Origin of the sequence: Bradyrhizobium tropiciagri, assembly GCF_018130505.1 — a bacterium.
In the GTDB taxonomy this organism is placed as follows: Bacteria; Pseudomonadota; Alphaproteobacteria; order Rhizobiales; family Xanthobacteraceae; genus Bradyrhizobium; species Bradyrhizobium tropiciagri_B.
In genome coordinates, this window is the sequence record NZ_JAFCKH010000003.1 from 395,427 (window position 1) to 418,992 (window position 23,566).

Genomic DNA, 23,566 nt, shown 5'->3' on the forward strand with positions numbered 1-23,566 from the left:
CAGCCCATCCCGTCGTTGGTGGCCCACCTTCTCATAGGTGGCCGGTGCGTTTTTCAATTCCCAGAAACGTCGAAGGTCGCCATCGCAGTGCGACGGTCTCCTTCGTTTGTCCTGTGTGGCGCTCTCTCGGCAAGTCTCGTAAGAGGATCACATGAACAGGACAGTCTTCTCCCTGCCGGCCAAGAGCGAGTATGTGACCAATGGCGGCCTCGCGGTCGCACGCGTGGTCGAGCAGTTCACCGGCGGCGCCAACCGCCTCGACGATCTGATCGCGCTGCTCGACCGCCGCCGCGGCGTCGTGCTGTCCTCGGGCACCACGGTACCGGGCCGCTACGAGAGTTTTGATCTCGGCTTTGCCGATCCGCCGCTGGTGCTGGAAACGTCGGGCACCGACTTCTCGCTGCAGGCGCTGAACCCGCGCGGCGAGGTGCTGATCGCCTTCCTCGGCGACGTCTTGCGCGAGCCCTGCGCCGTGATCACCGAGCGCAGCCCGACCAGGCTCAAAGGCCACATCGTCCGCGGCGCCGCGCCGGTCGAGGAAGACCAGCGCACCCGCCGCGCCAGCGTGATGTCGCTGGTGCGCGACATGGTGGCGGCGTTCACGTCCAATGCTGATCCGCTGCTCGGCCTGTTCGGCGCCTTCGCCTACGACCTCGTGTTCCAGATCGAGGACATCGTGCAGAAGCGCGCCCGCGAGCAAGACCAGCGCGACATCGTGCTCTTCGTGCCGGACCGCCTGCTCGCCTACGACCGCGCCACCGGCCGCGGCGTGGCGTTGAACTACGAGTTCTCGTGGAAGGGCAAGTCGACCGCGGGCCTGGCGCACGATACCGGCGAAAGCATCTATGCCAGGACCGGGCGGCAGGGCTTTGCCGACCACGCGCCCGGCGAGTATCAGGCGACCGTCGAGACCGCGCGCGCGGCGTTCGCCCGCGGCGATCTGTTCGAGGCGGTGCCCGGGCAGCTGTTCGCCGAGCCCTGCGAGCGCTCGCCGGCGGAGGTGTTCCAGCGGCTGTGCCGCATCAACCCGTCGCCCTATGGCGCGCTGATGAATCTCGGCGACGGCGAATTCCTGGTCTCCGCGTCGCCGGAGATGTTCGTGCGTTCCGACGGCCGCCGGGTCGAGACCTGCCCGATCTCCGGCACCATCGCGCGCGGCACGGACTCGATCGGCGATGCCGAGCAGATCCGCAAGCTCTTGAACTCGGAGAAGGACGAGTTCGAGCTCAACATGTGCACCGACGTCGACCGCAATGACAAGGCGCGCGTCTGCGTGCCCGGCACCATCAAGGTGCTGGCGCGGCGGCAGATCGAGACCTACTCGAAGCTGTTTCACACCGTCGACCATGTCGAGGGCATGCTGCGGCCGGGCTTCGATTCGCTCGATGCGTTCCTGACCCACGCCTGGGCGGTGACGGTGACCGGTGCGCCGAAATTGTGGGCGATGCAGTTCGTCGAGGACCACGAGCGCTCGCCGCGGCGCTGGTACGCCGGCGCGATAGGCTGCGTGAATTTCGACGGCAGCATCAACACCGGCCTGACCATCCGCACCATCCGGATGAAGGACGGCCTCGCCGAGGTCCGCGTCGGCGCGACCTGCCTGTTCGATTCCGATCCAGCCGCCGAGGACCGCGAATGCCAGGTCAAGGCTGCGGCGCTGTTCCAGGCGCTGCGCGGCGATCCGCCGAAGCCGCTGTCGGACTTCGCGCCCGACGCCACCGGCTCCGGCAAGAACGTGCTCTTGATCGACCACGACGACAGCTTCGTGCACATGCTGGCGGATTACTTCCGCCAGGTCGGCGCCAACGTCACCGTGGTCCGGCACGTCCACGCCCAGGACATGCTGAAGCAGCGCGGCTGGGATCTGCTGGTGCTGTCGCCCGGCCCCGGGCGGCCGGAGGATTTCGGTATCTCGAAGACCATCGGCACCGCGTTGGAGAAGCAGCTGCCGATCTTTGGCGTCTGCCTCGGCGTGCAGGCGATCGGCGAATATTTCGGCGGCCAACTCGGCCAGCTGACGCAGCCGGCGCATGGCCGGCCCTCGCGGGTCCAGGTGCGCGGCGGGCGGCTGATGCAGAACCTGCCGAACGAGATTGTGATCGGCCGCTATCACTCGCTCTTCGTCGAGCGCGACAGCGTGCCCGACGTGCTGACGGTGACGGCGACCACCGAGGACGGCGTCGCGATGGTGATCGAGCACAAGACGCTGCCGGTCGCCGGCGTCCAGTTCCACCCGGAATCGCTGATGTCGCTCGGCAACGAGGTGGGGCTGCGCATCGTGGAGAATGCATTCCGGCTCAATCCGGGAGTGAGTTGATTTGAACCGTCATTGCGAGCGAAGCGAAGCAATTCATTCTTCCGCTTGCGGAGGCATGGATCGCTTCGTCGCTTCGCTCCTCGCAATGACGATGCGGAAAGAAGCGAGATACACATGACCTTCGACCTGGACATCAAGTCGACCGTTCGCACGATCCCGGATTACCCCAAGCCGGGCATCCTGTTTCGCGACATCACGACGCTGCTCGCGGATGCCCGCGCGTTCCGCCGTGCGGTCGACGAGCTGGTGCATCCCTGGGCCGGGTCGAAGGTCGACAAGGTCGCGGGGATCGAGGCGCGCGGCTTCATCCTCGGCGGCGCGGTGGCGCATCAGCTCTCGGCCGGCTTTGTGCCGATCCGCAAGAAGGGCAAGCTGCCGCACACCACGGTGCGGATCGCCTATTCGCTGGAATACGGCATCGACGAGATGGAGATGCATGCCGACGCCGTGCAGCCCGGCGAGCGCGTCATCCTGGTCGACGACCTGATCGCGACCGGCGGGACCGCGGAGGGCGCCGTGAAACTGCTCCGCCAGATCGGCGCCAACGTGGTCGCCGCCTGCTTCATCGTCGACCTGCCCGACCTCGGCGGCGCCGACAAGCTGCGCGCGATGGACGTGCCGGTGCGCACGCTGATGGCGTTCGAGGGGCATTGAGGTTCGCTCCGCTCCCTCCACACGTCGTCCCGGCGAAGGCCGGGACCCGTAACCACAAATGCTGGTTGTGGAGACGCGCTGTGGCCCCAGCCATCGCCAAACATGTAGCGGTGGTTATGGGTCCCGGCCTTCGCCGGGACGACAGTCACTACCTTTGCGGCACCGTGCTCAGTTCGAGATCGCGGAACATGGTGTAGTTCCGCCGGATCCACTGATGCAGCTCGGTCGATGAATCCTTCTCCTGCCGCAGGTAGCCGGTGAAGGAGAAGTTCAGCCGGTCGATATAGGTCTTCAGGAACACCGGCAGCGCGCGCAGCGCCAGGATGCGGCTGCGGGTCATCGCCGGCGGCAACTCGCCGCGCACCACGAACTCGTTGTCGATGACGACGAGCGCATTCGCCGGCACCATGTCGTAGAGCATCTGGAAGCTGCGCACCGAGACGCGGTCGGTATCGGCCACGAACAGCACGATCGGCGCGACGCGGCGGCGCAGGGCCTCCTTCATCAGTCCGATCTCGTTGCTCATTTTGAAGAATTCGTCGAAGGCGTGGTAGCCGAGGTCGATCACCTTGGCGACGCCGTCATTGACGATGACCCGGTCCATCAGCTGCATCTTGCCGTAGGTGTCGATCACGTCGGCGGTTTCGGTGACCCGCGGCAGGTAGTCGAGCAGCGACGGCTCCTTCAGGTTGACGTCGAAGCAGGCCACGTCGCCGTTCTTGAGCAGCAGGAATTCGGCCAGCAACCGCGCGGTCAGGGTCTTGCCGACCTGCGGGCGGGGCGAGCAGATGATGTAGACGGGCGTGGATGACATCGCCCGCTATATCAGTCCAAATTTTCCCCTAATCCAGCCCCATTGCGGGCGGGGATACGACTATTTTTCGCCGCCGCGGGTGGTCGACTTGGCGCCGACCAGATCGGTCAGCTTGATCCGGTCGTACTCGCTCCAGACATTGGCCAGCCAGTGCCGGACATAGCCGCGCAGCACGAAGGAGTAGTTCGCGGCGTCGTCGTTGATGCCCTTGTTGGCGACGAACTTCAGGAACGGAACCGAGGACACCTCGACCTGCTCATAGGCCATTTCGTTGAGCTTGGGGATCGTGAGGTCGGTCGCGTCCTTGATCTTGTTGAAATAGGAATTGTAGGTCGACTGGTCCCACTGGAAGAACTGGGTGTCGTTGATGAAGTTCTTGACCAGGTAATATTTCGCGCCGGTCATGAAGCTGGAGGTCTCGGCGATCTCGTCCAGCGAGGCGATCGAGGGGCCGAGTATATGGAACACGGCGAAGGTGATCTGGCCGGACCGCGCCGCATCGAGGAAGCCGATGTCGCGCAGCGAGGCCAGCGCGGGCGACAACAGGCCGGCGCGGACGTCGATCACGGTGACCGAGGGTCCCGAGTTCAGCGTATCGAAGATCTTCATCTGGTCCGCGGTCGTCGTCATGTCGACGATCTCGGTGATCTCGGGGTGGAAGCGCTTCAGCGTGCCGCGCGGCGATTCGGTGTCGAATGCCCGGGTCTGCACATTGTTGGCACTGAAATAGTCCAGGAGCGTCCGCGAGACGGTGGTCTTGCCGACCCCGCCCTTGTCTGCGCCCACCACGATCACGACCGGCTTTGCCATGGAAGTCCCTTAAAGCGCTCCCGATCGCGACGGCGATCGGCAAGTCCCCATATCTGCTTTGGGCGCGAACATGGCAGAAACGAGGGGGAATTCAAATCTTTAAGGCGGCGGCGACCGGTTTGGTGGGGATTTCCTTAATAGACTGAGGTGACTAGCGCGCAATTCAGAGATGCCGGCCCCAAGGTCCCTGAAGAGGTCCTTGAAGCGGGCCCAATGGTCCCTGCTGCGGGTTGGTGCCCGGCAGCGCCGGCGGGGTGCCCGGCGCAGGGGGCGCATCGCCCCACGGCCCGTGCCTGACCTGCGGAGGCTGGTCGGCGTCGGCCGGCGCCTCGTCCTGCGCGTCCAATGTCTCATCCGGCAGCGCCAGCGGCCCGGGATCGTGTCCCCCGGCATATTTCACCAGCGCATCGACCCGGGACTGCACCGAGGGGTGGGTGGCGAACAGGTCGGCAAAGCCTTCGCGCGGGTTGTCGACGCACAGCTCCATCACCGCCGAGGTCGCGTCCGGCAGTTCGCCGCGGTTCTCGATCTTGCGCAGCGCCGAGATCATCGCATCGGGGTTCTTGGTCAGCTCGACCGAGCCGGCATCGGCGAGAAATTCGCGCGAGCGCGACAGCGCCAGCTTGACCACCTGCGACAGCAGCCAGGCCAGCATGATCAGCACGACGGCGATGATGATCACGATGATCGCGCCGCCGCCCGAGCTTTTGCCGTCGCGATCCGACGAGGATGACGACGAGCGGGAGGACGACGAGGACGACCAGCCGGTGGAGTTCCACGACAGATTTGTGAAGAGGCGGAAGAACAGCTCGCCGAAGAAGCCGACCGCGCCGGCGATGATCACCGCGACCACCATCAGCTGCACGTCGCCGTTCTTGATGTGCGTGAGCTCGTGGCCGAGCACGGCCTCGATCTCCTGGTCGTTCAGAGCGTTCAACAGCCCGGTGGTGACGGTGATCGAATATTGCCGCGGGTTCAGTCCGGTCGCGAACGCGTTCAACGCGGGAGTGTCCATGATCTTCAGCTTCGGCATCGGGATGCCGCGCGAGATGCAGAGGTTCTCCAGCAGATTATAGAGCCGTGGCTCTTGCTGCCGCGTCACGCTTTCGCCGCCGGTGACGGCGTCGATCATGTTCTGGTGGAAGAAGTAAGCGATCACGATCCAGGCCGCGGCCGCCAGCGTCGCCCAGGGGAAGGCGGAGACGAGGTCGCGCGAGGCCCGCGTCAGGTAATAGTTCGCCGTGCGGCTGCTGTCGATCATCACCTCCGCGACCAGCGCGCCGGCATAGACCAGCACGTAGATCAGCAGGAACAGCCCCGCGAGCAGCAGCAGCGAACGAAACTTGTTCGATGAGATATGCGTGTAGAGACCGTAGGCGGCCATGGAGCAGCCTCTCGCCGGAGGTCGCGGCTCAGAACTTCACGCTCGGCGCGACTTCGACTTCGGCGCGGCTGGCGCCGAGGTCGAAAAAGTCCTTGCGGGTGAAGCCGAACATGCCGGCGAACAACGCGGCCGGCATCTGCTGGATGCCGGTGTTGTATTCCTGGACCGCATTGTTGAAGAAGCGGCGGCTGGCGGCGATCTTGTTCTCGAGATCGGACAGTTCGGAGGCGAGTTGCTGGAAGTTGGCGTTGGCCTTCAGGTCCGGATAGGCCTCCGACAGCGCGATCAGCCGGCCGAGCGCGCCGGAGAGCTGGTTCTCCGCCGCCGACACCTGCGCCGGCCCTTGCGCCGACATCGCCGAATTGCGCGCCCTGATGACGTCGTCGAGCGTGCCGCGCTCATGCGAGGCGTAGCCCTTCACGGTCTCGACCAGGTTCGGGATCAAATCGTGGCGCTGCTTGAGCTGCACGTCGATGTCGGCAAAGGCTTGGCCGACCCGCTGGCTGAGCGCGACGAGGCGGTTGTAGGCGCCGAACGCAAACAGCACGAGAAGGATGATGACGCCGATAACGATCCAGCTGGTCGACATGACGGGCAGCTCCTGATGAGACGAAACGGCGGCAACCTAGCGCAAAACCGGGCACACGGCAGCCCGCCGCGAAAAGGTGGGCGCTGTGTTGGTCGGGGATTGGGCGAGACTGGTTCAACATATTTCGTCGTCCCGGCGAAGGCCGGGACCCATTACCTCCGTCCTCAGCGGTGAGCGCTCGCTGGGGCCACAGCTTGCTTCAACGACATATTCTGGTGGTTATGGGTCCCGGCCTTCCCCGGGACGACGTGGGCTGTTGGTGACAACCGCGTCGCCCCAACGCCAGCGCCGCGCGGCGGCGTAGTCGGCCTTGGCGCGGCGCGCGACCTTTGCCACCTTCACGCCCTCCGGGGTACAGAGCTTGGCCGCGATCTCGACCTTGCCGATTTCAGGCTGCGCCAGCACGCGGGATGGTCGTGAGGCCACCGGCGCGCGGCTGAGCGCGACATAGGCAAAGCGCTCGTCCTCGAAGGGCAGCTCGGCGCCCTTGACCTGCTTGTGCGCGCGCGAGCGCTGCAGGCGTTGCGAGAAATGGCACCAGTCGGGCGCGACCAGCGGGCAGGCGCCGTCATGCGGGCAGGGCGCCGCGACATGGGCGCCGGCGGCGATCAGCCGGGCGCGGAGCGCGATGATCCTCGCGTAGCCGGCGGGCGTGCCCGGCTCGACGACGAGCAGCGTGTCTTTGGTCCGGGACCACAACGCGTCCGCCAGCGACGCGCGTTCGGCATCGCCGATCTCGCCGATCATGTAGCTGGCAACGACGAGGTCGGCGGGCTCGGCTTGCGCAAGCAGCGCACGGGCCTGGCCGAGTTGATAGCCGACGTCGTTCAGCCGCGTGCTGTCGCGAAACAGCTGCTGCGCCAGCGTTCGCAACGCGCCATTGGCATCGAGGAGGGTGAAGTGTTTCAGCGCGGAGAATGTTTCCGTCGCTGCCCATGTCGCAGTCCCCGGGCCGGCGCCGACGTCGAGCAGGCTGACAGGAGCAAGGTCGGGCCGGATCTCGATGAGCGCGTTGAGGCTCGCCACAATGGCGGCATAGGTCGCGGGCATCCGTGCCAGCGCATAGGCCAGCGCATCGGTTTCGCTCTTGATGGTCCCGGAGCCGCCGCCCTCGCGGTAGGTCTGCGAAATCACCGCCGCACGGCTTGCGGCATCGCTGCGCGAGAGGCCCTCGAGGCGGGCGTTGAGCGAAGCGCGCAACTCAGCCGGCAGATCAGGTGAGGTCATACGACGTATCTTGCCACGTCATTGCGAGCGAAGCGAAGCAATCCATCGCGCCGCCTGCTGAGGCATGGATTGCTTCGCTTCGCTCGTAATAACGGAGCCCAGAGAGCCCCGTTCCAAGAACAAAATGCGTCGGCTGACCTACGCCACGTTCTGGTCGAGAATATCCACCGCACCCTGCAGGTCGACGGACACCAGCTGCGACACGCCGCGCTCGGCCATGGTGACGCCGAACAGCCGGTTCATCCGCGCCATCGTGATCGGATTGTGCGTGATGATGATGAAGCGCGTCTCGGTCGAGCCGGTCATCTCGTTCAGGAGGTCGCAGAACCGTTCGACGTTGTGGTCGTCGAGCGGCGCGTCGACTTCGTCCAGCACGCAGATCGGCGACGGGTTGGTGAGGAAGACCGCGAAGATCAGTGCCAGCGCGGTCAGCGCCTGCTCGCCGCCCGACAGCAGCGACAGCGTCTGCGGCTTCTTGCCCGGCGGTTTTGCGATGATCTCCAAGCCAGCTTCGAGCGGGTCCTCGCTCTCGATCAGATGCAGCGCGGCTTCGCCGCCGCCGAACAATTGCACGAACAGCCGCTTGAAGTGCTCGTTGACGGTCTCGAACGACGTCAGCAGGCGCTCGCGCGCCTCGCGGTTGAGGCTCTGGATGCCCTGGCGCAGCCGCTTGATCGCCTCGACGAGGTCGTCGCGCTCGGTCGCCAGCGCGGTGTGCTGGGTCTCGACTTCCTTCAGTTCTTCTTCGGCGCGCAGGTTGACGGCGCCGAGGCGTTCGCGATCGCGGCGCAGCTTTTCCAGCTCTTCCTCGATCTGGCCGACCGGCGGCAGTTCGGCGCCGGGCTCGATCTCGGCCATCGCGGCGACCGCGTTCGGCTCGACCTCGAGCATGTCGTGGATCTCGCGCTCGATATCGGCGAGGCGACGGCGGGTGCCTTCCATGCGCTCCTCGGCGCGCGCGGTGCCTTCGCGGGCGCTGGACAGCGCTTCGAGCGAGGCCTTGGCGAGGCGATCGGTTTCCGCCATCGCGGCTTCCGCGGTGGCGAGCGCGTCGGCGGCGATGCGGCGGTCACCCTCGGCGTGCTCGATCTCGGTGATCAGCGCGCTGCGCTTCTCGGCGAACACTTCCGGCGCGTTGGCGAGTTCCTCGCGCTCGATCGACACTTCGGCGATGCGCGCCTCGATCGTGCCGACCTGCGAGGCGGCGCTGGTCTTGCGGTTCTGCCACTCGTTGCGCTCGGCGAGGATCGCCTGCACGCGACGGTCTGCGAGTTCGGCCTCGCGGGCCAGCGCCTGCGCCTCGGCGCGCACCTGCGCGGCGGCACGACGCTGGTTGTCGATCTCGGCGCGCACCGCCGAGAGCTGGGCTTCGGTTTCCACGCTCGGCGGCAGCTCGCTGAGCGCGCCGACGGCGCTCTCATGCGCCGCCTCGGCCTCGGTGCGGTCGGCGGCGACGCGGCTGTGCGCTTCGGTCAGCGCCGATTTGCGCGCGGCGTGGCGGTTGATCTCGCGCTCAGTCGCGGCATGGCGCTCGCGCGCGGCATCGGCCTCGCGGCGGGCGGCGCGCACGGCCTCACGGGACGCGCCCTCGGCGGCCGACGCGGAGCGCAGCTCCATCTCGGCGGTCTCCAGCGCCTGACGCTTGGCGGCAGCGTCGACGCGGGCCTGCTCCAGCTCCTGCTCAATATCGACGAGGCGGGCGCGCTCGGCGAGGCGGCGTGCCGCACCGGTCGGTGCATGCGCGCCGGCGACGAAGCCGTCCCAGCGCCAGACGTCGCCCTCGAGCGACACCAGCCGCTGGCCGGTCTTGAGCTGCGACACCAGGGTCGCGCCGCGCTCCTTCGTCACCACGCCGATCTGCGCGAGACGCCGTGCCAGTTCCGGCGGCGCCTGCACATGGTCGGCCAGCCGCTCGACGCCGTCGGGCAGCGAAGGGTCGTCGCCGACGGCACCGACATTGGTCCAGCGCATCGGCGCAGAGGGATCGACCGGCGCGTCGAGATCGTCGCCGAGCACGGCGCCGATCGCCTTCTCATAGCCCTTGGCGACCGTGATGCCGTCGATGATCGGCGGCCACAGATTCTTGGTCTCGCTGTTCACCAGCTTGGAGATCGTGCGGGCCTCGGTCTCCAGCCGCTGCACGCGCTTCTCGGCTTCCGTCAGCGGGTTGCGGGACGATTCCAGCGTCTGCCGGGCCGCCGCATGATGGGCCTCGCTGGCCTGCACGGCGGCCTCGGATTCGGCGAGCGCCTCCTGCGCCATCTCCGTGGCGGCAGCGAGCGCATCGATATCGCCGAGACCGCCGGTCTCCTGCGCGAGCTTGGCTTCCTCGGCCTGGACGTTCGCGATCTCCTGATCGAGCCGCGCCAGGCGGTCGCGATGGGTGCGCACACCCGCTTCGAGCTGGTTGCGCTTCGCGGTGAGGTCGGCGAGCTCGGTGGTCAGGTCGGTGAACTGGCGCTCGGTGGCGGCCAGGATGGCCTCGGCTTCGGAGACGCGCTCGTCGACGCCGGAGCGCTTCTCGACGCGCGACTTGATCTCTTCCTTCAGCTCGGCGTCTTCGGTGTCGAGGCGCTGCAGCGCGACGTCGGCGTCCGAGGTCTGCTGCTGCTCGCGCGCGATGTCGCCGGCGAACTGGGTGAGGCGACGATCGAGCTCGCTGACGCGCTCCTTGGCGCGCTGCTCCTCGCGGTCGAGCAGCTCGCGGGCGTTGGTCAGACGCTGCAGACCGGCAGCGGCACGCGCTTCGGCATCGCGCAGCGCGGGCAATTCAGAAGCGCGGATCGCCTGGATGCGGGCGGATTCAGCCTGCTCGCGGGTGCGCTCGGCCATCTCGCGCACGGAGATGTCGTGGGTGTGCGCGGCGTCGTTGACGTCGGCATTGGCCTCGATCCAGCGCAGATGGAACAGCATGGCCTCAGACTTGCGCACCTTGGCCGCGACCTCGCGGTAGCGAATCGCCTGGCGGGCCTGCTTCTTCAGGCCTTCCATCTGGCCGGTGAGCTGGCCGATCACGTCCTCGACGCGGGTGAGGTTGGTTTCGGCCGCCTTCAGCCGCAGTTCAGCTTCATGGCGGCGGGCGTGCAGGCCGGCGACACCGGCGGCATCTTCCAGCACGCGGCGGCGCTGTTCCGGCTTGGCCTGGATGATCTCACCGATCTTGCCCTGGTGAACCAGCGCCGGCGAGCGCGCACCGGTGGCGGCGTCGGCGAACAGGATCTGCACGTCACGGGCACGGACATCGCGGCCGTTGATCCGATAGGCGGAGCCGGCCTCGCGCTCGATGCGGCGGGAAATTTCCAGCAGCTGGCTGTCGTTGACGGCGGCCGGCGCGGTGCGATCGGAATTGTCGATCGTCATCACGACTTCGGCGTGGTTGCGCGCCGGACGGTTGCCGGAACCCGCGAAGATCACCGCGTCCATGTCGGCGGCGCGCAGCGATTTGTGCGAGGTCTCGCCCATCGCCCAGCGCAGCGCTTCGACGAGGTTGGATTTGCCGCAGCCGTTCGGTCCGACGACACCGGTGAGGCCCGGTTCGATCATGAAGTCGGTGGGTTCAACGAACGACTTGAAACCGTGAAGACGGAGGCGCGTGAGCTTCATGTACACAAATCTCGCTTGGCCGGGCGCGAATCTCCCTGCCGTGACAGTACCATGGAAGGCAATGTCGGTGTGTGGGTGAGTTGCTGCGTGCAGCTCTCATGGGGCGCGACAATGGCGAGGCCCGCACGCGAGGGCAACCGCTCGACCAAGCTTTTCCCAAGGGATTTGCAGGCGATTGCAGGGTTTTGCGATCCCTGCATGACGCAAAAGATTCGCCGCGCGCGAATCAGGTTTTCAACAACGAAATAATGCGACGGCATGCGCCGCGATCGTAAGTCATCCACAATTATCGTGCCCGGCGCGACGTGACCGAACAACGTTCGTCGTCCTGGCGAAAGCCAGGACCCATAACCACCGCGCGTGGTTATGGACGCGATCGCGGCCCAGCGGTGCGCACCAATGAACGCTTGGGGGTAATGGGTCCTGGCTTTCGCCAGGACGACATCGGGGTAGCTTCCGCAGCGTGTCGATCAGCTCTTCAGCAGCGGATCGATCTTCTTGCTGAACTCCTCGAACGAGGTCTCGCCCTTCAGCATCTCGCCGTTGACGAAGAAGGTCGGCGTCGAGTTCACCTTCAGCACGTCGTTGGCGTATTTCTGGTCGGCGGCGATCTTGTCGAGCAGCTTCTGATCCTTCAGGCAGTCCTCGACCTGCTGCTGGCTGAGGCCGGCCTGCTTGCCGATCCGCGTCAGCGTCTCGGTGGTGTTCTTCACCACCCAGTCGTTCTGCTGGCGGAACAAGAGGTCAATGACGGCGAAATATTTCGGCGCGTCGTCCTTGGCGATGCAGCGGGCGAGCATCGAGCCGGCGGCGGCCTTGATGTCGAGCGGGAACTCGCGGAACACGTAGCGCACCTTGCCGCTGTCGATGTAGGTCGATTTCAGCTTCGGGAACACGGTCTCGTTGAAATTGGCGCAGTGCGGGCAGGTCATCGAGGCGTATTCGGTGATGGTCACCTTGGCGTCCTGCGGGCCGAGCGCCATGTCGGGCAATGACTGCGGCTTGGCGACGTCGGCGGCGGTCTGCGCGAACGCCTCCGAGATCAGGCGCAGCGGGGAGAGGCCGGCGAGGGCGGCAAGCCCGGTCAGCGAGAGAGCGGTGGTGAAGGCGCGGCGCGTGATGATCAAGGTCTGCTCCCGGATTGGCGCATGCGTACCCTGTAAAGGGGTCCCGAAAAGGAAGCCTTCGCTAGCTTGAAACGACCATTGTGGCAATGGCGGGTTCCCGCGGCAAAGCCGGCGAAAAGCGTCAATTTCGCTTGATCGTGGCGCCCAGCCGGGCGAGCGCCGCACGCAGCTCGTCGTCCTCGACGTCCTGGAGGTTTTCGGCCTCCCGGGCCACCGCCCTGGCGTCCGGCGCGCGCGGCCGCACCGGGGCGCCGCGGCGCGTCAGCGGGGCCTGGCGGATGGTCAGCCGCCCCACCGCGTGCCAGCCGAAGAACCGGTTCACCCGTTCCAGGATGACGTCCGAGGAGTGCTGGATCTCCAGCGCCATCGGTCCTTCGACCCGCAGCACCAGCGTCGCCGGCTCCTGCGGCTGCCCCTCTACCGGGCGCGGCCATTGCATCTTCAGCGGCTCGCAATAGGCCGCGATCCGCTCGCCTGCGATCTCGCTCCAGCGCGTCACCAGCTCGCGCGCGGCGAAGCCCTGCTTGGCATAGGCGTCGGTGAAGACGTCGCTGAGCAGGATGGAGAGGGGCTTTGCGCTGATCGGGCCGGGCTTGGACATCGGAGGGTTATAGCATTATGGCGGCGTTCACGCGGCTCGAGGCCTGATTGCCTTCAGGTCACGGTCGATCTCGCGCCGCCGTTGCATCAAGTCATAATCCATTTGCAGGCCGAGGAAGAACCCCTCCGAAACGCCAAAATAGCGCGCCAGCCGCAGATCGGTGTCGGCGGTAATGTCACGCTTGCCCAGCACGATCTCGTTGATGCGGCGGGGCGCCACGTGAACGGCCCGCGCCAGGCCGTTCTGGCTGAGGCCCATCGGCTTGAGGAACTCCTCCAGCAGGATCTCGCCGGGATGGGGGTTGTGGAGCAGCCCGCCCTTAGTCGTGGTAGTCGACGATTTCGACATCTGCCGGTCCTCCTTCATCCCAAACGAAACATATCCGCCATTGGTCATTGATCCGGATCGAATGCCGGCCCAATCGGTCAGTTTTCAACGTCTCCAGCCGATTGCCGGGTGGCACGCGCAGGTCGCTCAACACCCGCGCCTGATTCAGAAGACGAAGTTTCCGAAGCGCTACGTTCTGGATATCTGGCGGCAGTCTCTTGCTGCGCCGCCCCGACCAGATCAATTCTGTCTCAGGATCAGCGAAGCTCTGGATCATGCCAGCACTATAACGTGTCGCGTCATAGTGTGCAATTGCCGGAGATCGCGCCTTTCCAAGCCTTGAGGAGAAACGTGTCCCCGTCCCGAGCGATCAAGAGGACGTCTGCGAGTGAAGCCGACCGCCCGGCGCGGCTGCTGGCCTGGTACGACCGGCATCGCCGCAAGCTGCCGTGGCGGGCGGCGGCGGGGGAGCTGGCTGATCCGTACCGGGTGTGGCTGTCGGAGATCATGCTGCAGCAGACCACGGTGCGGGCGGTCGGGCCGTATTTCGAGAAGTTCGTGACACGCTGGCCGGATGTGACGGCGCTGGGACGCGCCTCGCTCGACGATGTCTTACGGATGTGGGCCGGGCTCGGCTATTACTCGCGGGCGCGCAACCTGCATGCCTGCGCGGTCGCAGTCCTCAACGACAATGGCGGCGTATTCCCGGATACCGAGGATGGCCTGCGCGCGCTGCCCGGCATCGGGCCGTACACCGCGGCGGCGATCGCCGCAATCGCGTTCGACCGCCGCACCATGCCGGTGGACGGCAATATCGAGCGCGTGGTCTCGCGGCTCTACGCGATCGAAGAAGCCCTGCCGCAAGCAAAACCGCTGATCCAGCAGATGGCTGCGACCTTGCTTGGCTCATCCCGCGCCGGCGATAGCGCGCAAGCCCTGATGGATCTCGGCGCCACGATCTGCACGCCGAAGAAGCCGGCCTGCGCGCTGTGCCCGTTGAACGACGATTGCGCGGCACGCACGCGCGGCGACCAGGAGAGCTTTCCGCGCAAGGCGCCGAAGAAGAGCGGCACCTTGCGTCGCGGCGCCGCTTTCGTGGTGACGCGGGGGGGCGAACTGCTGGTGCGCTCGCGCCCGGAAAAAGGCCTGCTCGGCGGCATGACGGAGGTGCCGGGGTCGCAGTGGCTCACGGGGCAGGAGGATGCGGCAGCGCTGGCGCAGGCGCCCGAACTGAAGGGCGTCGCACGCTGGCACCGCAAGGCCGGCGTCGTCACCCATGTGTTCACGCATTTTCCGCTGGAGCTTGTGGTCTACACGGCCAGTGTTCCCACCCGGACTCGCGCACCCGACGGCATGCGCTGGGTGCCGGTGGCGACGCTGGACGGGGAGGCCTTTCCGAATGTGATGCGCAAGGTGATCGCGCACGGGCTCGACCTTTAGGCTGGCTCCGCCTGCTGACACCATGCTGGCAGCAGGGCCCGGCTATCACCTTCGGCCAACGGAGGCTGCCATGATCGCAACTGCACTCGACAATATCCCGATGCCGCCTGTCGCAAAGCTGCTTGGCTGGCGGCTGATCGACGCCCGCCCGCAGGACGGCTGGATCAGGATGGCCTTCGACGGCAAGCCGGATTTCTGCAATCCGGCCGGCTTCATCCAGGGCGGCATCCTGTCGTCGATGCTGGACGACACGATGGGGCCGGCGGTGTTCGTGATGACCGAGGGCAGGCTATTCACCACGACGATCACGATGACGGTGAATTTCCTGGCGCCCGCAAAGCCCGGGCCGATCACCGGCGAGGCGACGGTGACGCAGCTCGGCAAGACGATTGCGTTCGTCGAGGGCAAATTGACGGCGGAGGACGGCACGCTGCTCGCCACCGCGTCGAGCAGTATCCGGCTGGTGGAGGCAGCACGCGCGCTGCGCTAGCTCGTCAGCATGGCGACGCGCGGCTTACGAATCTCCCGGCATGACTTGTAGCAGCGGCTCGGGTGAGATTGATATCTGCCCGGTGAATGGCCGGTCATGAGCCACGACCAGCAGGACCGCGGCGGCGACGCCGGTGGTGAACAGCCCCAACGTAAGCGCCGATGCCAGCCGGTTCTCGCAATGAATCATCGCGAGCGCCAGCATTTCGCAGACCGCCAGCAGGTAGAGGCACCACCATTTGACGGCATTGACTTCCGCCTGGCTGACGATGATCCGTTGTCTGCGTGCATCGAACGCCGATTGCAGCGCCGAGATCAGTTCGCGCTGCACGACCTGCTGGTCTTGTCCCTTTAGTGCGATGACGAGTTGCAGGGCCTCGACGAGGGAGGGCGGACTGCCATGCAACGAGGCGGTCTGGCGAGCCATCATCGGCCACTCCACTGTTTTGGCCTGCTCGATATAGGCGCGCACCAGGCCGCGCAACTTGGCCCCGTTTTCGGCGGGCAGGCCGGCGGAGAGCAGCACGACGGCCCGCAGTGCGCTCGCCTCGCGACTGACGGCCGAATGGGCGCGGTCACTGTCGCCCCAGACCTGTGCCGCGGTGAACGCGACGAACAGGCCGAATATGACGCCGAGCACCGGCAGCAGGCCGGGCGAGACGGTCTTGAACGATTTTGCCCGATCGCCTGTCGCGAGAGCGGTCACGGTCATGAACACGGCGGCCGCGATCAGATAGGTGAAGCCGAAGACGACCAGCGCCATCGCCACCACAGGCAAATTGTGCACCCAATCACTCATGCCGGCCGCCCCCTATTTCGTGGACCTCGTTGAATTTGCCTGTGCCGACGCGCCGCGCTGCACGATCGGCGGCTTGGCGTTCAGCCCCTCGACCTGGAAGCCGGCGACGCGCTTGTAGTTGGCGGCGATATCTTCCAGCTCCTGCTGCGACAGCACGTCGGTGACGACGCCAAATCCGTTCGGCGCGCGCTCCTCGACCAGTTGCATCACCTGCTCCGGCCCGTTGCGGCGGTTCAGCATCACGAGATCGGTGGTTGCCGGCCGCCGCTCGGCCTCGTAGGCCGCAAGCGCGGCCTGCGTCGGACCATGCGCCAGCATCTCGCGCGTCAGCACGCGCGCATCGAGGATCGCCTGCGAGGCGCCGTTGGAGCCGATCGGATACATCGGATGCGCGGCGTCGCCCATCAGAGTGACGCGGCCGAAGGTCCATTGCGGGATCGGGTCGCGGTCGACCAGCGGATATTCATAGGCGTGCGGGCAATTCCTGATCAGGCCGGGCACGTCGAGCCAGTCGAAATTCCAGCTCTCGAACCACGGCAGGAACTCGTCGAGCCTTGCGGTGCGGTTATAGTCCTCGCGGCGCCATTGATAGGTCGGCGGCATGTGCCGTTCGGCGACCCAGTTGATGTCGAATTTGCCGTCGGCGCCGGGCTCCTTGGAGATCGGATAGCAGACGAATTTCAGGATCTCGTGGCCGGCCATGATCATGGTGCGGCCGGTCAGGAAGGCATTGCCGCGGGTGATGCCGCGCCACAGGATGCGGCCGTTCCAGATCGGCGGCCCCTCCTGCGGATAGAGCTTTTCGCGCACCGCGGAATGGATGCCGTCGGCTGCGATCAGGATCGCGCCATCGCAGCTGCCGGCCGGCTTGCCGGTGGTGCGGTCGATGAAGTCGGCACGGACACCGTCCGCGGTCTCGGTCCAGCCGGTGAGGTGATGGCTGGTGCGGATGTTCTCCGTCCCGAGCCGTTCGGTCGCGGCGTCGAGCAGGATCTGCTGCAGCCGGCCGCGATGGATCGAGAACTGCGGCCATTTGTAGCCGGCCTCGAGCCCGCGCGGCTCGCTCCAGATCGGCTTGCCGTGCTTGGAGAAATAGGCGAGCTCGCGGGTGCGCACCGCCGTGGCGTCGAGCACATCGTGCAGGCCGAGCTCGATCAGCTCGCGCACCGCGTGCGGCAGCACGTTGATGCCGACGCCGAGCGGCTTCAGCTCGGGCACGCTCTCGAACACGCGGCAGGGCACGCCGATCTGGTGCAGGCTGAGCGCCAGTGTCAGCCCGCCGATCCCGCCGCCTGCGATGAGTACGGTCATGAGCAATCCCCTCGATCGCTCATGGTCATGGCATGACTGCGCCACGGTGGGCAACCGCGAAACTTTACGGGGGATGGACGGCCAACGGCCGCGCCGGTAACCTCCGGCGCGTCAAAAACAACGACCAGAGCCGGGTTCTGAAGAACCGACAAGGCTCGGAGAGGACAGCCACATGCTCAAGCTCTATTATGTGCCCGGCACCTGCGCGCTCGCATCCCACATCGCGCTGGTCGAGGCCGGCGCGCCCCATACGGTCGAGCGGCTCGACTTCAAGACCAACCAGCAGAACAGCCCGGAGTATCTGAAGATCAACCCGAAGGGCCGCGTGCCGGCGCTGATGACCGATCGTGGGGTGCTGACCGAGACGCCGGCGGTGCTGGCCTACATCGCGCAGACGTTTCCACAGGCGAAGCTGGCGCCGCTCGACGACGCCTTCGAGTTCGCCAAGGTGCAGGCGTTCAACTCCTATCTCTGCTCCACCGTCCACGTGAACCACGCCCACAAGGGCCGTGGCTATCGCTGGGCGACGCAGGAGACGTCGTTCGCCGACATGAAGGGCATGGTGTCGAAGACCATGGCCGCGAGCTTCGGCCTGATCGAGCGCGACATGCTGAAGGGCCCGTGGGTGATGGGCGACAACTACACGGTCTGCGATCCCTATCTCTACACGCTGACCAGCTGGCTCGCGGGCGACGGCGTCGACATCGCGACGCTGCCGAAGGTCAAGGCGCACAAGGAGCGGATGGAGCAGCGGCCGGCTGTGCAGAGGGTGCTGGCCGAGCAGAAGTCGTAGCGTCAGCCAAACACTCCGTGTCGTCCCGGCGAAAGCCGGGACCCATAACCCCAAATCTCGATGGGGAATGATGCTGGGGCTACAGCTTGCCGCCGCAACGCATAGCGGTGGTTATGGGTCCCGGCTTTCGCCGGGACGACGTGTGGAGAGAGCGCGTCGAACCTACAGCTTCCGCGCCGCCAGCTCCTGTCCCGTCTCCAGCATCAACCTGCGCAGCCAGATCGAACCCGGGTCCATCTGGGCCCGGGTCGGATAGAACATGTACTGCTCGTCGATCCCGGGATCGAGCGGCGGCGGCACCGTCGCCAGCGACAGCTGTTTCGACAGCGCCGAGATCAGCCGGCGCGGCACGAAGGCGACGAGGTCGGTGCGCGCGGTGACGTGCAGCGCCTCGATATAGCCGGGCACCACCAGCGCGATGCGCCGCTCGATGCCCTTGGCGCGCAGCCAGCTGTCGATCAGGTCCTCGTTCTGGCCGCGGATGATCACGGCGACATGCCGCGCGGCGAGGAACGCCTCGCGCTTCTTCAGCTTGGCGGCGGCCGGATGGCCGCGCCGCACCGCGAGCGCATCGCTGTCGGTGTAGAGCAGCTGGCGGTGAAAGCCCTTGAAGGAATTGCCGATCGAGATCACGAGATCGATGGTGCGGGCGAATTCCGGTGTGAAGATCGCGGGCCCCCGCCACGGCACCACGTCGATGGTGACGCTCGGCGCCAGCCGCGTCACCTTCTCCATCAGCGGCGGCATCAACAGCTCGACCGCGAGGTCCGGCATCATCAGGCGGAAATGCCGCTCGCTGCTGAGAGCGTCGAATTCGTCCGGCACGAACAGCGTGCGGACCTGGTCGAGCGCCTGCGCCAGCGGCGTGCGCAAGGCCTGCGCCCGCGGCGTCAGCTCCATCCGCGCGCCGCTACGCACCAGCAGCGGATCAGTGAGGAGATCGCGCAGCCGCTGCAGCGCGTGGCTGGTCGCCGGCTGCGACAGATGCAGCCGCATTGCGGCGCGGCTGACGCTGGCTTCCTTCAGCAGCGCGTCGAGCGCGACAAGAAGATTGAGGTCGAGCGCGTTCAAATTCATCAGGTGAATATACATCATATCATCTATCGATTGGAAGAATGCCGGCGAGCGCGGCAATGATGGCGTCACCAACCCATCGATGGAGAGCCGCCATGAGCGCAGCCGACAACAAGAAACTGGTGCAGGAGATGTTTGCGATCGCGGGCGATCCCGATCCCGCGGTGCGCGAGAAATCGCTGTTCATGGCCTCGCTCGCCGATGACGCGGTGTGGACGGTGACCGGGCAATATTCCTGGTCGCGCAGCTTCACCGGCAAGCAATCCATCATGACCGATCTGCACGGCCATGTCCGCTCGAAACTGGTCGAGCGCGGCCGCACCATCGCGCACCGCATCATCGCCGACGGCGACATCGTCGTGGTCGAGGCCAAGGGCAACAACCTGACCAGACAGGGCCAGCGCTACGACAACGACTATTGCCTGGTGTTCCGCTTCGACGGCGGCCGGATCAGGGAAGTGCGCGAGTATTGCGACTCGGTGCTGACCGAGCGGGCGCTGGGCCCGTTCCCGGCGGCCGAGGCGCGGGCGGCGGGCTGAGCCGTTGACGAGCATCTTTGCCGGCGACGGGCAGCAGGGCGCGCGCCGGATGTCCACGGCGGCCGCGATCGTGGCGCTGCTAGGTGGTATCAGGCAATGGCGTGAGAACCGGCGTGCGTGGCGGCAACTCGCCGCCATGAGCGAGCGCGAGTTGCAGGACATCGGCCTTTGCCGGTCCGACCTCGCCCATCACGATCGGCTCACCAAGGGGCGGTCGTACTGGCCGCCCTGAGCGCAAATCGTAGGGTGGGCAAAGCGAAGCGTGCCCACCATCGCGAGCAGTGCGCGGATGGTGGGCACGGCGCTGGCGCGCCTTTGCCCACCCTACGCATTCTCGGCGTCATTCCGGGGGGCGCATAGCGCGAACCCGGAATCTCGAACAACAATAACTGGATTCCGGGTTCACCGCGAGCGGGTGCCCCGGAATGACCGTGCGTGGCTTACGCCACCTTGCTCTTGAGATGGCCGAACATGATGTTACGGGCCTCGTCGTCCATTTCGGCCTTGAACGTGTGTTTGTCCTTCAGCGCATTGGCGCGGGCCGCCGCCGGCCGCGCCGAGATCTCGTCGAGCAGCCGCTTCACGTTCGGATATTTCGCGAATCCTTCCTCGCCCAGGATGAAGTTCGCCATCCGGACCCAGCCCCAGAACGCCATGTCGACGATGGTGTAGCTGTCGCCGACCATGTAGCGCGACTTCGCCAGATGATCGTCGAGGATCTTGTAATGGCGATGCGCCTCGTACTGGTAGCGGTTGTGGGCGTAGTCGAGGTCCTTCGGCGCAAAATGCTTGAAGTGCACGGCCTGGCCGGAATAGGGGCCGACGCCGGTCGCGATGAACATCAGCCAAGACAAAGTCGCGGCGCGGTTGGCCGGCGTGTTGGCCGGCAGGAACTTGCCGTGCTCCTCGGCGAGGTAGAGCAGGATGGCGTTCGAATCGAACACGAAGATGCCGTCGTCGTCGATCGCGGGCACCTTGCCGTTCGGGTTGACCTTCAGAAACTCGGGTGCGAACTGCTCGCCCTTGCGCGTATCGACCGGAATCGCCTCGAAGGGCAGGCCGGACTCTTCCAGGAACAGTGCGACCTTCATCGGGTTCGGCGCGCCGTTGAAATAGAATTTGATCATGAATGAGCTCCCTTGATGGTGTGACCGGCGAAATCGGGACGCGGCAGGGCCGCGGGCGACCCTTCATGCGCAAACTTCTCTGTACGGCGCAAGCGACGAGTTTGTGAATCAGGGTCGCGCGGCGCGCTGGTCAGCCTTACCAGAACAAGCCGGCGACGCCGGCCGCGACCAGCGCCCGCCCGACAACGTCAAGCACGGCCGCGGAGTGGATCGCTTCATGCAGGCGGGAGGCCTGCGTCGCGCGCTCCGAGCCGCGCGCATAGCCATGCACGATGATCCCTTCGTTGAATTCGCCATGCGCCTCGAGCCCGAGCGTCAGCCCGACGCAAACCAGCAGGACGCCGAAGATGATCAGGCCGAAGAAGCCGAGCAGGCCGATCAGCAGCATCGGAAACATGCCGAGCAGGAAGATCGGCAACAGCGGCACGAGCAGCAATGTCTCGGATTGTCTGCGCATCGGGCGACCAATCGAAACGGGCTACTGATACCGGCAAGCTTAGGCCTGCCCCGGCGGGCCATCAAGCGGAGACGTTCGACACCGCGGCATGGCAGGACCGCGAAAGGACGGTGGAGCGGTAGCCCGTGGCCTCCATGCGGCGGTGCGCGACAAGCGACGGCCCGCGCCCGCCGGTTGTCTAGCGCCCTCGCTGTGAGGCTCCGGCAAGGCTGCAGACCGCCGCAAGCAACCATTTACTCTCTCTTGCTTCGATAGGGCCGTGCAACTTGTCCGCGAGCGATGCTTCGCCTATGCCCATGGGTCCGGGAGAAGTTCGGAAATGTCCCTCGTCACAAGCCTGCGTGCTGTGGCCCTGCCGGGTCTCATCATCGCAACGATCGCTGGAGCGCCGGCCGCGCTGGCGCAGACGCCAAACCCGCCGCCCTCGAGCCTGCCGCCCGCGAGCGCGACCGCGCCCGTAAACCCAGCCGAGCAGCAGCTCCTGTCACGTCTGGCGACCGGCGCGACGCTGGAACATTACCTCGATGTGCTGTCCGATGAGTTCGCCAACCTCGATGCTGATGGCGACGGCAAGGTCACGCAGCGCGATGTCGAGCTGCATGCGCTGATGGAGACGATCCGGATCAGGCTCGGCGCCTGGACCGGCGTGATGCGCTTCGACCTCGACGGCGATGGCTTCGTGACCGCGGACGAAATGCGCAGGGCTGCGGCCTATGATTGGCGCACGTCCCGTGCGCTGGCTGCGCGGGGCAAAGCGCCGCTCGGCGGCACTGAAGAAACCATCGATCGCATGGTAACGGAGGTCATGGCGCTCGACACCGACAAGGATGGCAAGGTCAGCCTCGCCGAGGCAGGCAAGTTCGGCGAGGCGATTCAGCGGCAGAACCTCGCGATCAACGGTCTCGCTGCACGCACCCGCCAGGCGCTGACGCTCGAGACGGTCTCGGCGGACGAATTGTCGCGCGCGGCTTACGAGGCCGCGGGTGAGGCGCTGTTCCGCAAGGTCGATGCCGACAATGACGGGAAGATCTCGCAGCAGGAGTCAACCGACGCCCGGCGTAAGTCGGCACAGGCCGGCGCGAATGCCGGGGCGGCCGAGGCCGCACAGAAGCGCACGCGCGAGCTGGCCGAACTGGCACAGAAGCGGCAAGCCGCGATCGATGCCGAGCGCGCGGTGTGCGCGATGCCGGCCCCATCCGGGAAGGCCAGGATCGTGCTGCTCGGTGCGTACGAAACCGAATCCTTGTCGGGCCTGACGATCGGTTCGCAGGATGCTGTGGTGAATGCCGGGCGCGTCAATATCGAGCCGGGCGACGAGCCGCTCTATGTGGTGATCGCGAGCTACACCCCGACCATCTGGCAGTTCGGCGGCGCCGTCGAGCGGGTCGAGCGCATCGTGCTGACGAGCTGGAGCACCGGCCGCAACAGCAGCGATCCGAAGCAGGGACCGGTGGCCGGAGCGACGGGTGTCGGACGCGACCGCGTCAGCTTCCTGAGCCGGTCGAACTGCATCAACTATTTCTACGAGACGCCGTCGAGCGGCGCGCTGCAGGCCGCCGGCGCCATCCGGGCCGCGACGGGCAGGGCGCCCGACGTCATCGCCGGCCAATACGCGGTGTCCACCTTCAGTGTGCCCTCCGGCAGGATCGATACGGTCAGGGAGCACCGCGGTCAGAGGCCTGCCGTCCGCCAGGGTTCGAACAGCATCGTCGGTCCCGGTAACATCATCATCCAGTTCGGCCCGAGCCGGGCCAGTGACGACGCGCTGCGCTATTGGCCCGGCGGGGTAGTCGAGATCGATCCCAAGACCGTGGTCGCGACCGCACCGGTCGCGCCTTACGAGGTGCTTCCGGCGCAGGCGGGGCTCGCCCAGTTGCTCGCGAATGGCGGCATCACGCAGAACAAGGCCGGCGAGTACATCGTCCGCAGTAAGATGCGGTTTCCGCCGGGCCTGTACGGCGCGCATTCGGTCACCTTCCTGGTGATGAAGGGCGCGCCGTATCCGGACGGAGATCCCGGGCATTCCTGCGTGATCGTGGAGGAGACCGGCGAGAGCAAGGGCACAGGCTGCCGGTCGCGCTGAC

23 protein-coding genes are annotated in these 23,566 nt (G+C 66.2%); 8 read left to right on the top strand and 15 right to left on the bottom strand.

Annotation, left to right across the window (positions count from 1 at the left end; translation table 11 throughout):
- Positions 1 to 151: 151 nt before the first annotated feature.
- A complete protein-coding gene (locus tag JQ633_RS09445; RefSeq protein ID WP_211984713.1) occupies positions 152 to 2,317 on the top strand; it encodes an anthranilate synthase component I in 2,166 nt (721 codons plus the stop codon).
- Between the two features lie 114 nt (positions 2,318 to 2,431).
- Positions 2,432 to 2,971 (top strand): adenine phosphoribosyltransferase, encoded by a 540-nt coding sequence (locus tag JQ633_RS09450; protein ID WP_211984714.1) that lies wholly within the window; start codon positions 2,432 to 2,434, stop codon positions 2,969 to 2,971.
- A gap of 148 nt (positions 2,972 to 3,119) precedes the next feature.
- Here JQ633_RS09450 and JQ633_RS09455 read toward each other — a convergent pair whose 3' ends face one another.
- From JQ633_RS09455 to JQ633_RS09500, 10 genes are all read right to left on the bottom strand, one after another.
- Positions 3,120 to 3,785 carry a hypothetical protein gene (locus JQ633_RS09455; RefSeq protein ID WP_211984715.1) on the bottom strand — a complete coding sequence of 222 codons (666 nt, stop codon included), beginning with the start codon at positions 3,783 to 3,785 and terminating at the stop codon, positions 3,120 to 3,122.
- 60 nt (positions 3,786 to 3,845) lie between these two features.
- Positions 3,846 to 4,595, bottom strand: a complete 750-nt coding sequence (locus tag JQ633_RS09460) for a hypothetical protein (protein ID WP_211984716.1) — start codon at positions 4,593 to 4,595, stop codon at positions 3,846 to 3,848.
- Between the two features lie 163 nt (positions 4,596 to 4,758).
- Positions 4,759 to 5,979, bottom strand: coding sequence for a M48 family metallopeptidase (locus JQ633_RS09465; RefSeq protein ID WP_211984717.1), 1,221 nt, complete (start codon positions 5,977 to 5,979; stop codon positions 4,759 to 4,761).
- A 28-nt stretch (positions 5,980 to 6,007) separates the two neighbouring features.
- Positions 6,008 to 6,568, bottom strand: coding sequence for a LemA family protein (locus JQ633_RS09470; RefSeq protein WP_211984718.1), 561 nt, complete (start codon positions 6,566 to 6,568; stop codon positions 6,008 to 6,010).
- Between the two features lie 219 nt (positions 6,569 to 6,787).
- Positions 6,788 to 7,795, bottom strand: a complete 1,008-nt coding sequence (locus tag JQ633_RS09475; protein WP_211984719.1) for a small ribosomal subunit Rsm22 family protein — start codon at positions 7,793 to 7,795, stop codon at positions 6,788 to 6,790.
- Positions 7,796 to 7,933: 138 nt separating this feature from the next.
- Positions 7,934 to 11,398 (bottom strand): chromosome segregation protein SMC, encoded by a 3,465-nt coding sequence (gene smc / locus JQ633_RS09480; RefSeq protein WP_211984720.1) that lies wholly within the window; start codon positions 11,396 to 11,398, stop codon positions 7,934 to 7,936.
- A 470-nt stretch (positions 11,399 to 11,868) separates the two neighbouring features.
- Positions 11,869 to 12,525, bottom strand: coding sequence for a DsbA family protein (locus JQ633_RS09485; protein ID WP_211984721.1), 657 nt, complete (start codon positions 12,523 to 12,525; stop codon positions 11,869 to 11,871).
- A 121-nt stretch (positions 12,526 to 12,646) separates the two neighbouring features.
- Positions 12,647 to 13,126 carry a DUF721 domain-containing protein gene (locus JQ633_RS09490; protein ID WP_211984722.1) on the bottom strand — a complete coding sequence of 160 codons (480 nt, stop codon included), beginning with the start codon at positions 13,124 to 13,126 and terminating at the stop codon, positions 12,647 to 12,649.
- A gap of 27 nt (positions 13,127 to 13,153) precedes the next feature.
- Complete coding sequence (locus JQ633_RS09495; RefSeq protein WP_211984723.1) at positions 13,154 to 13,474, bottom strand: HigA family addiction module antitoxin; 321 nt, start codon at positions 13,472 to 13,474, stop codon at positions 13,154 to 13,156.
- Positions 13,446 to 13,730, bottom strand: coding sequence for a type II toxin-antitoxin system RelE/ParE family toxin (locus JQ633_RS09500; RefSeq protein WP_211984724.1), 285 nt, complete (start codon positions 13,728 to 13,730; stop codon positions 13,446 to 13,448). The genes JQ633_RS09495 and JQ633_RS09500 overlap by 29 nt, the downstream gene beginning before the upstream one ends.
- Before the next feature lie 74 nt (positions 13,731 to 13,804).
- On the opposite strand from JQ633_RS09500, the gene mutY reads away from it, so the two are divergent.
- Positions 13,805 to 14,893 (top strand): A/G-specific adenine glycosylase, encoded by a 1,089-nt coding sequence (gene mutY, locus JQ633_RS09505; protein WP_211984725.1) that lies wholly within the window; start codon positions 13,805 to 13,807, stop codon positions 14,891 to 14,893.
- 70 nt (positions 14,894 to 14,963) lie between these two features.
- Positions 14,964 to 15,383, top strand: coding sequence for a PaaI family thioesterase (locus JQ633_RS09510; protein ID WP_211984726.1), 420 nt, complete (start codon positions 14,964 to 14,966; stop codon positions 15,381 to 15,383).
- Positions 15,384 to 15,407: 24 nt separating this feature from the next.
- Here the strand turns inward: JQ633_RS09510 and JQ633_RS09515 are convergent, their stop codons facing one another.
- Both JQ633_RS09515 and JQ633_RS09520 read right to left on the bottom strand, forming a co-directional pair.
- The gene (locus tag JQ633_RS09515; RefSeq protein ID WP_249159051.1) at positions 15,408 to 16,145 is read right to left on the bottom strand and encodes a DUF4239 domain-containing protein; all 738 of its coding nucleotides are present in this window, start codon (positions 16,143 to 16,145) and stop codon (positions 15,408 to 15,410) included.
- 48 nt (positions 16,146 to 16,193) lie between these two features.
- Entirely contained in the window at positions 16,194 to 17,492 is a 1,299-nt protein-coding gene (locus JQ633_RS09520; RefSeq protein WP_211984728.1) for a flavin-dependent oxidoreductase, read from the bottom strand.
- 172 nt (positions 17,493 to 17,664) lie between these two features.
- Here JQ633_RS09520 and JQ633_RS09525 point away from each other — a divergent pair, with 172 nt between their 5' ends.
- Entirely contained in the window at positions 17,665 to 18,285 is a 621-nt protein-coding gene (locus JQ633_RS09525) for a glutathione S-transferase family protein (protein ID WP_211984729.1), read from the top strand.
- A gap of 162 nt (positions 18,286 to 18,447) precedes the next feature.
- Here JQ633_RS09525 and JQ633_RS09530 read toward each other — a convergent pair whose 3' ends face one another.
- Positions 18,448 to 19,362, bottom strand: a complete 915-nt coding sequence (locus JQ633_RS09530; RefSeq protein ID WP_211984961.1) for a LysR family transcriptional regulator — start codon at positions 19,360 to 19,362, stop codon at positions 18,448 to 18,450.
- 92 nt (positions 19,363 to 19,454) lie between these two features.
- Between JQ633_RS09530 and JQ633_RS09535 the strand changes: the two genes are divergently transcribed.
- Together JQ633_RS09535 and JQ633_RS09540 are read left to right on the top strand one after the other, a co-directional pair.
- A complete protein-coding gene (locus tag JQ633_RS09535; RefSeq protein WP_211984730.1) occupies positions 19,455 to 19,898 on the top strand; it encodes a nuclear transport factor 2 family protein in 444 nt (147 codons plus the stop codon).
- A gap of 4 nt (positions 19,899 to 19,902) precedes the next feature.
- Positions 19,903 to 20,130: a DUF1127 domain-containing protein gene (locus JQ633_RS09540; protein ID WP_249159053.1), complete on the top strand. Its 228-nt coding sequence runs from the start codon at positions 19,903 to 19,905 to the stop codon at positions 20,128 to 20,130.
- 208 nt (positions 20,131 to 20,338) lie between these two features.
- Here JQ633_RS09540 and JQ633_RS09545 read toward each other — a convergent pair whose 3' ends face one another.
- Entirely contained in the window at positions 20,339 to 21,025 is a 687-nt protein-coding gene (locus JQ633_RS09545) for a glutathione S-transferase family protein (RefSeq protein WP_211984731.1), read from the bottom strand.
- 136 nt (positions 21,026 to 21,161) lie between these two features.
- Entirely contained in the window at positions 21,162 to 21,482 is a 321-nt protein-coding gene (locus tag JQ633_RS09550; protein ID WP_211984732.1) for a hypothetical protein, read from the bottom strand.
- Between the two features lie 319 nt (positions 21,483 to 21,801).
- Here JQ633_RS09550 and JQ633_RS09555 point away from each other — a divergent pair, with 319 nt between their 5' ends.
- Entirely contained in the window at positions 21,802 to 23,565 is a 1,764-nt protein-coding gene (locus JQ633_RS09555; RefSeq protein WP_211984733.1) for an EF-hand domain-containing protein, read from the top strand.
- Position 23,566: the final 1 nt, after the last annotated feature.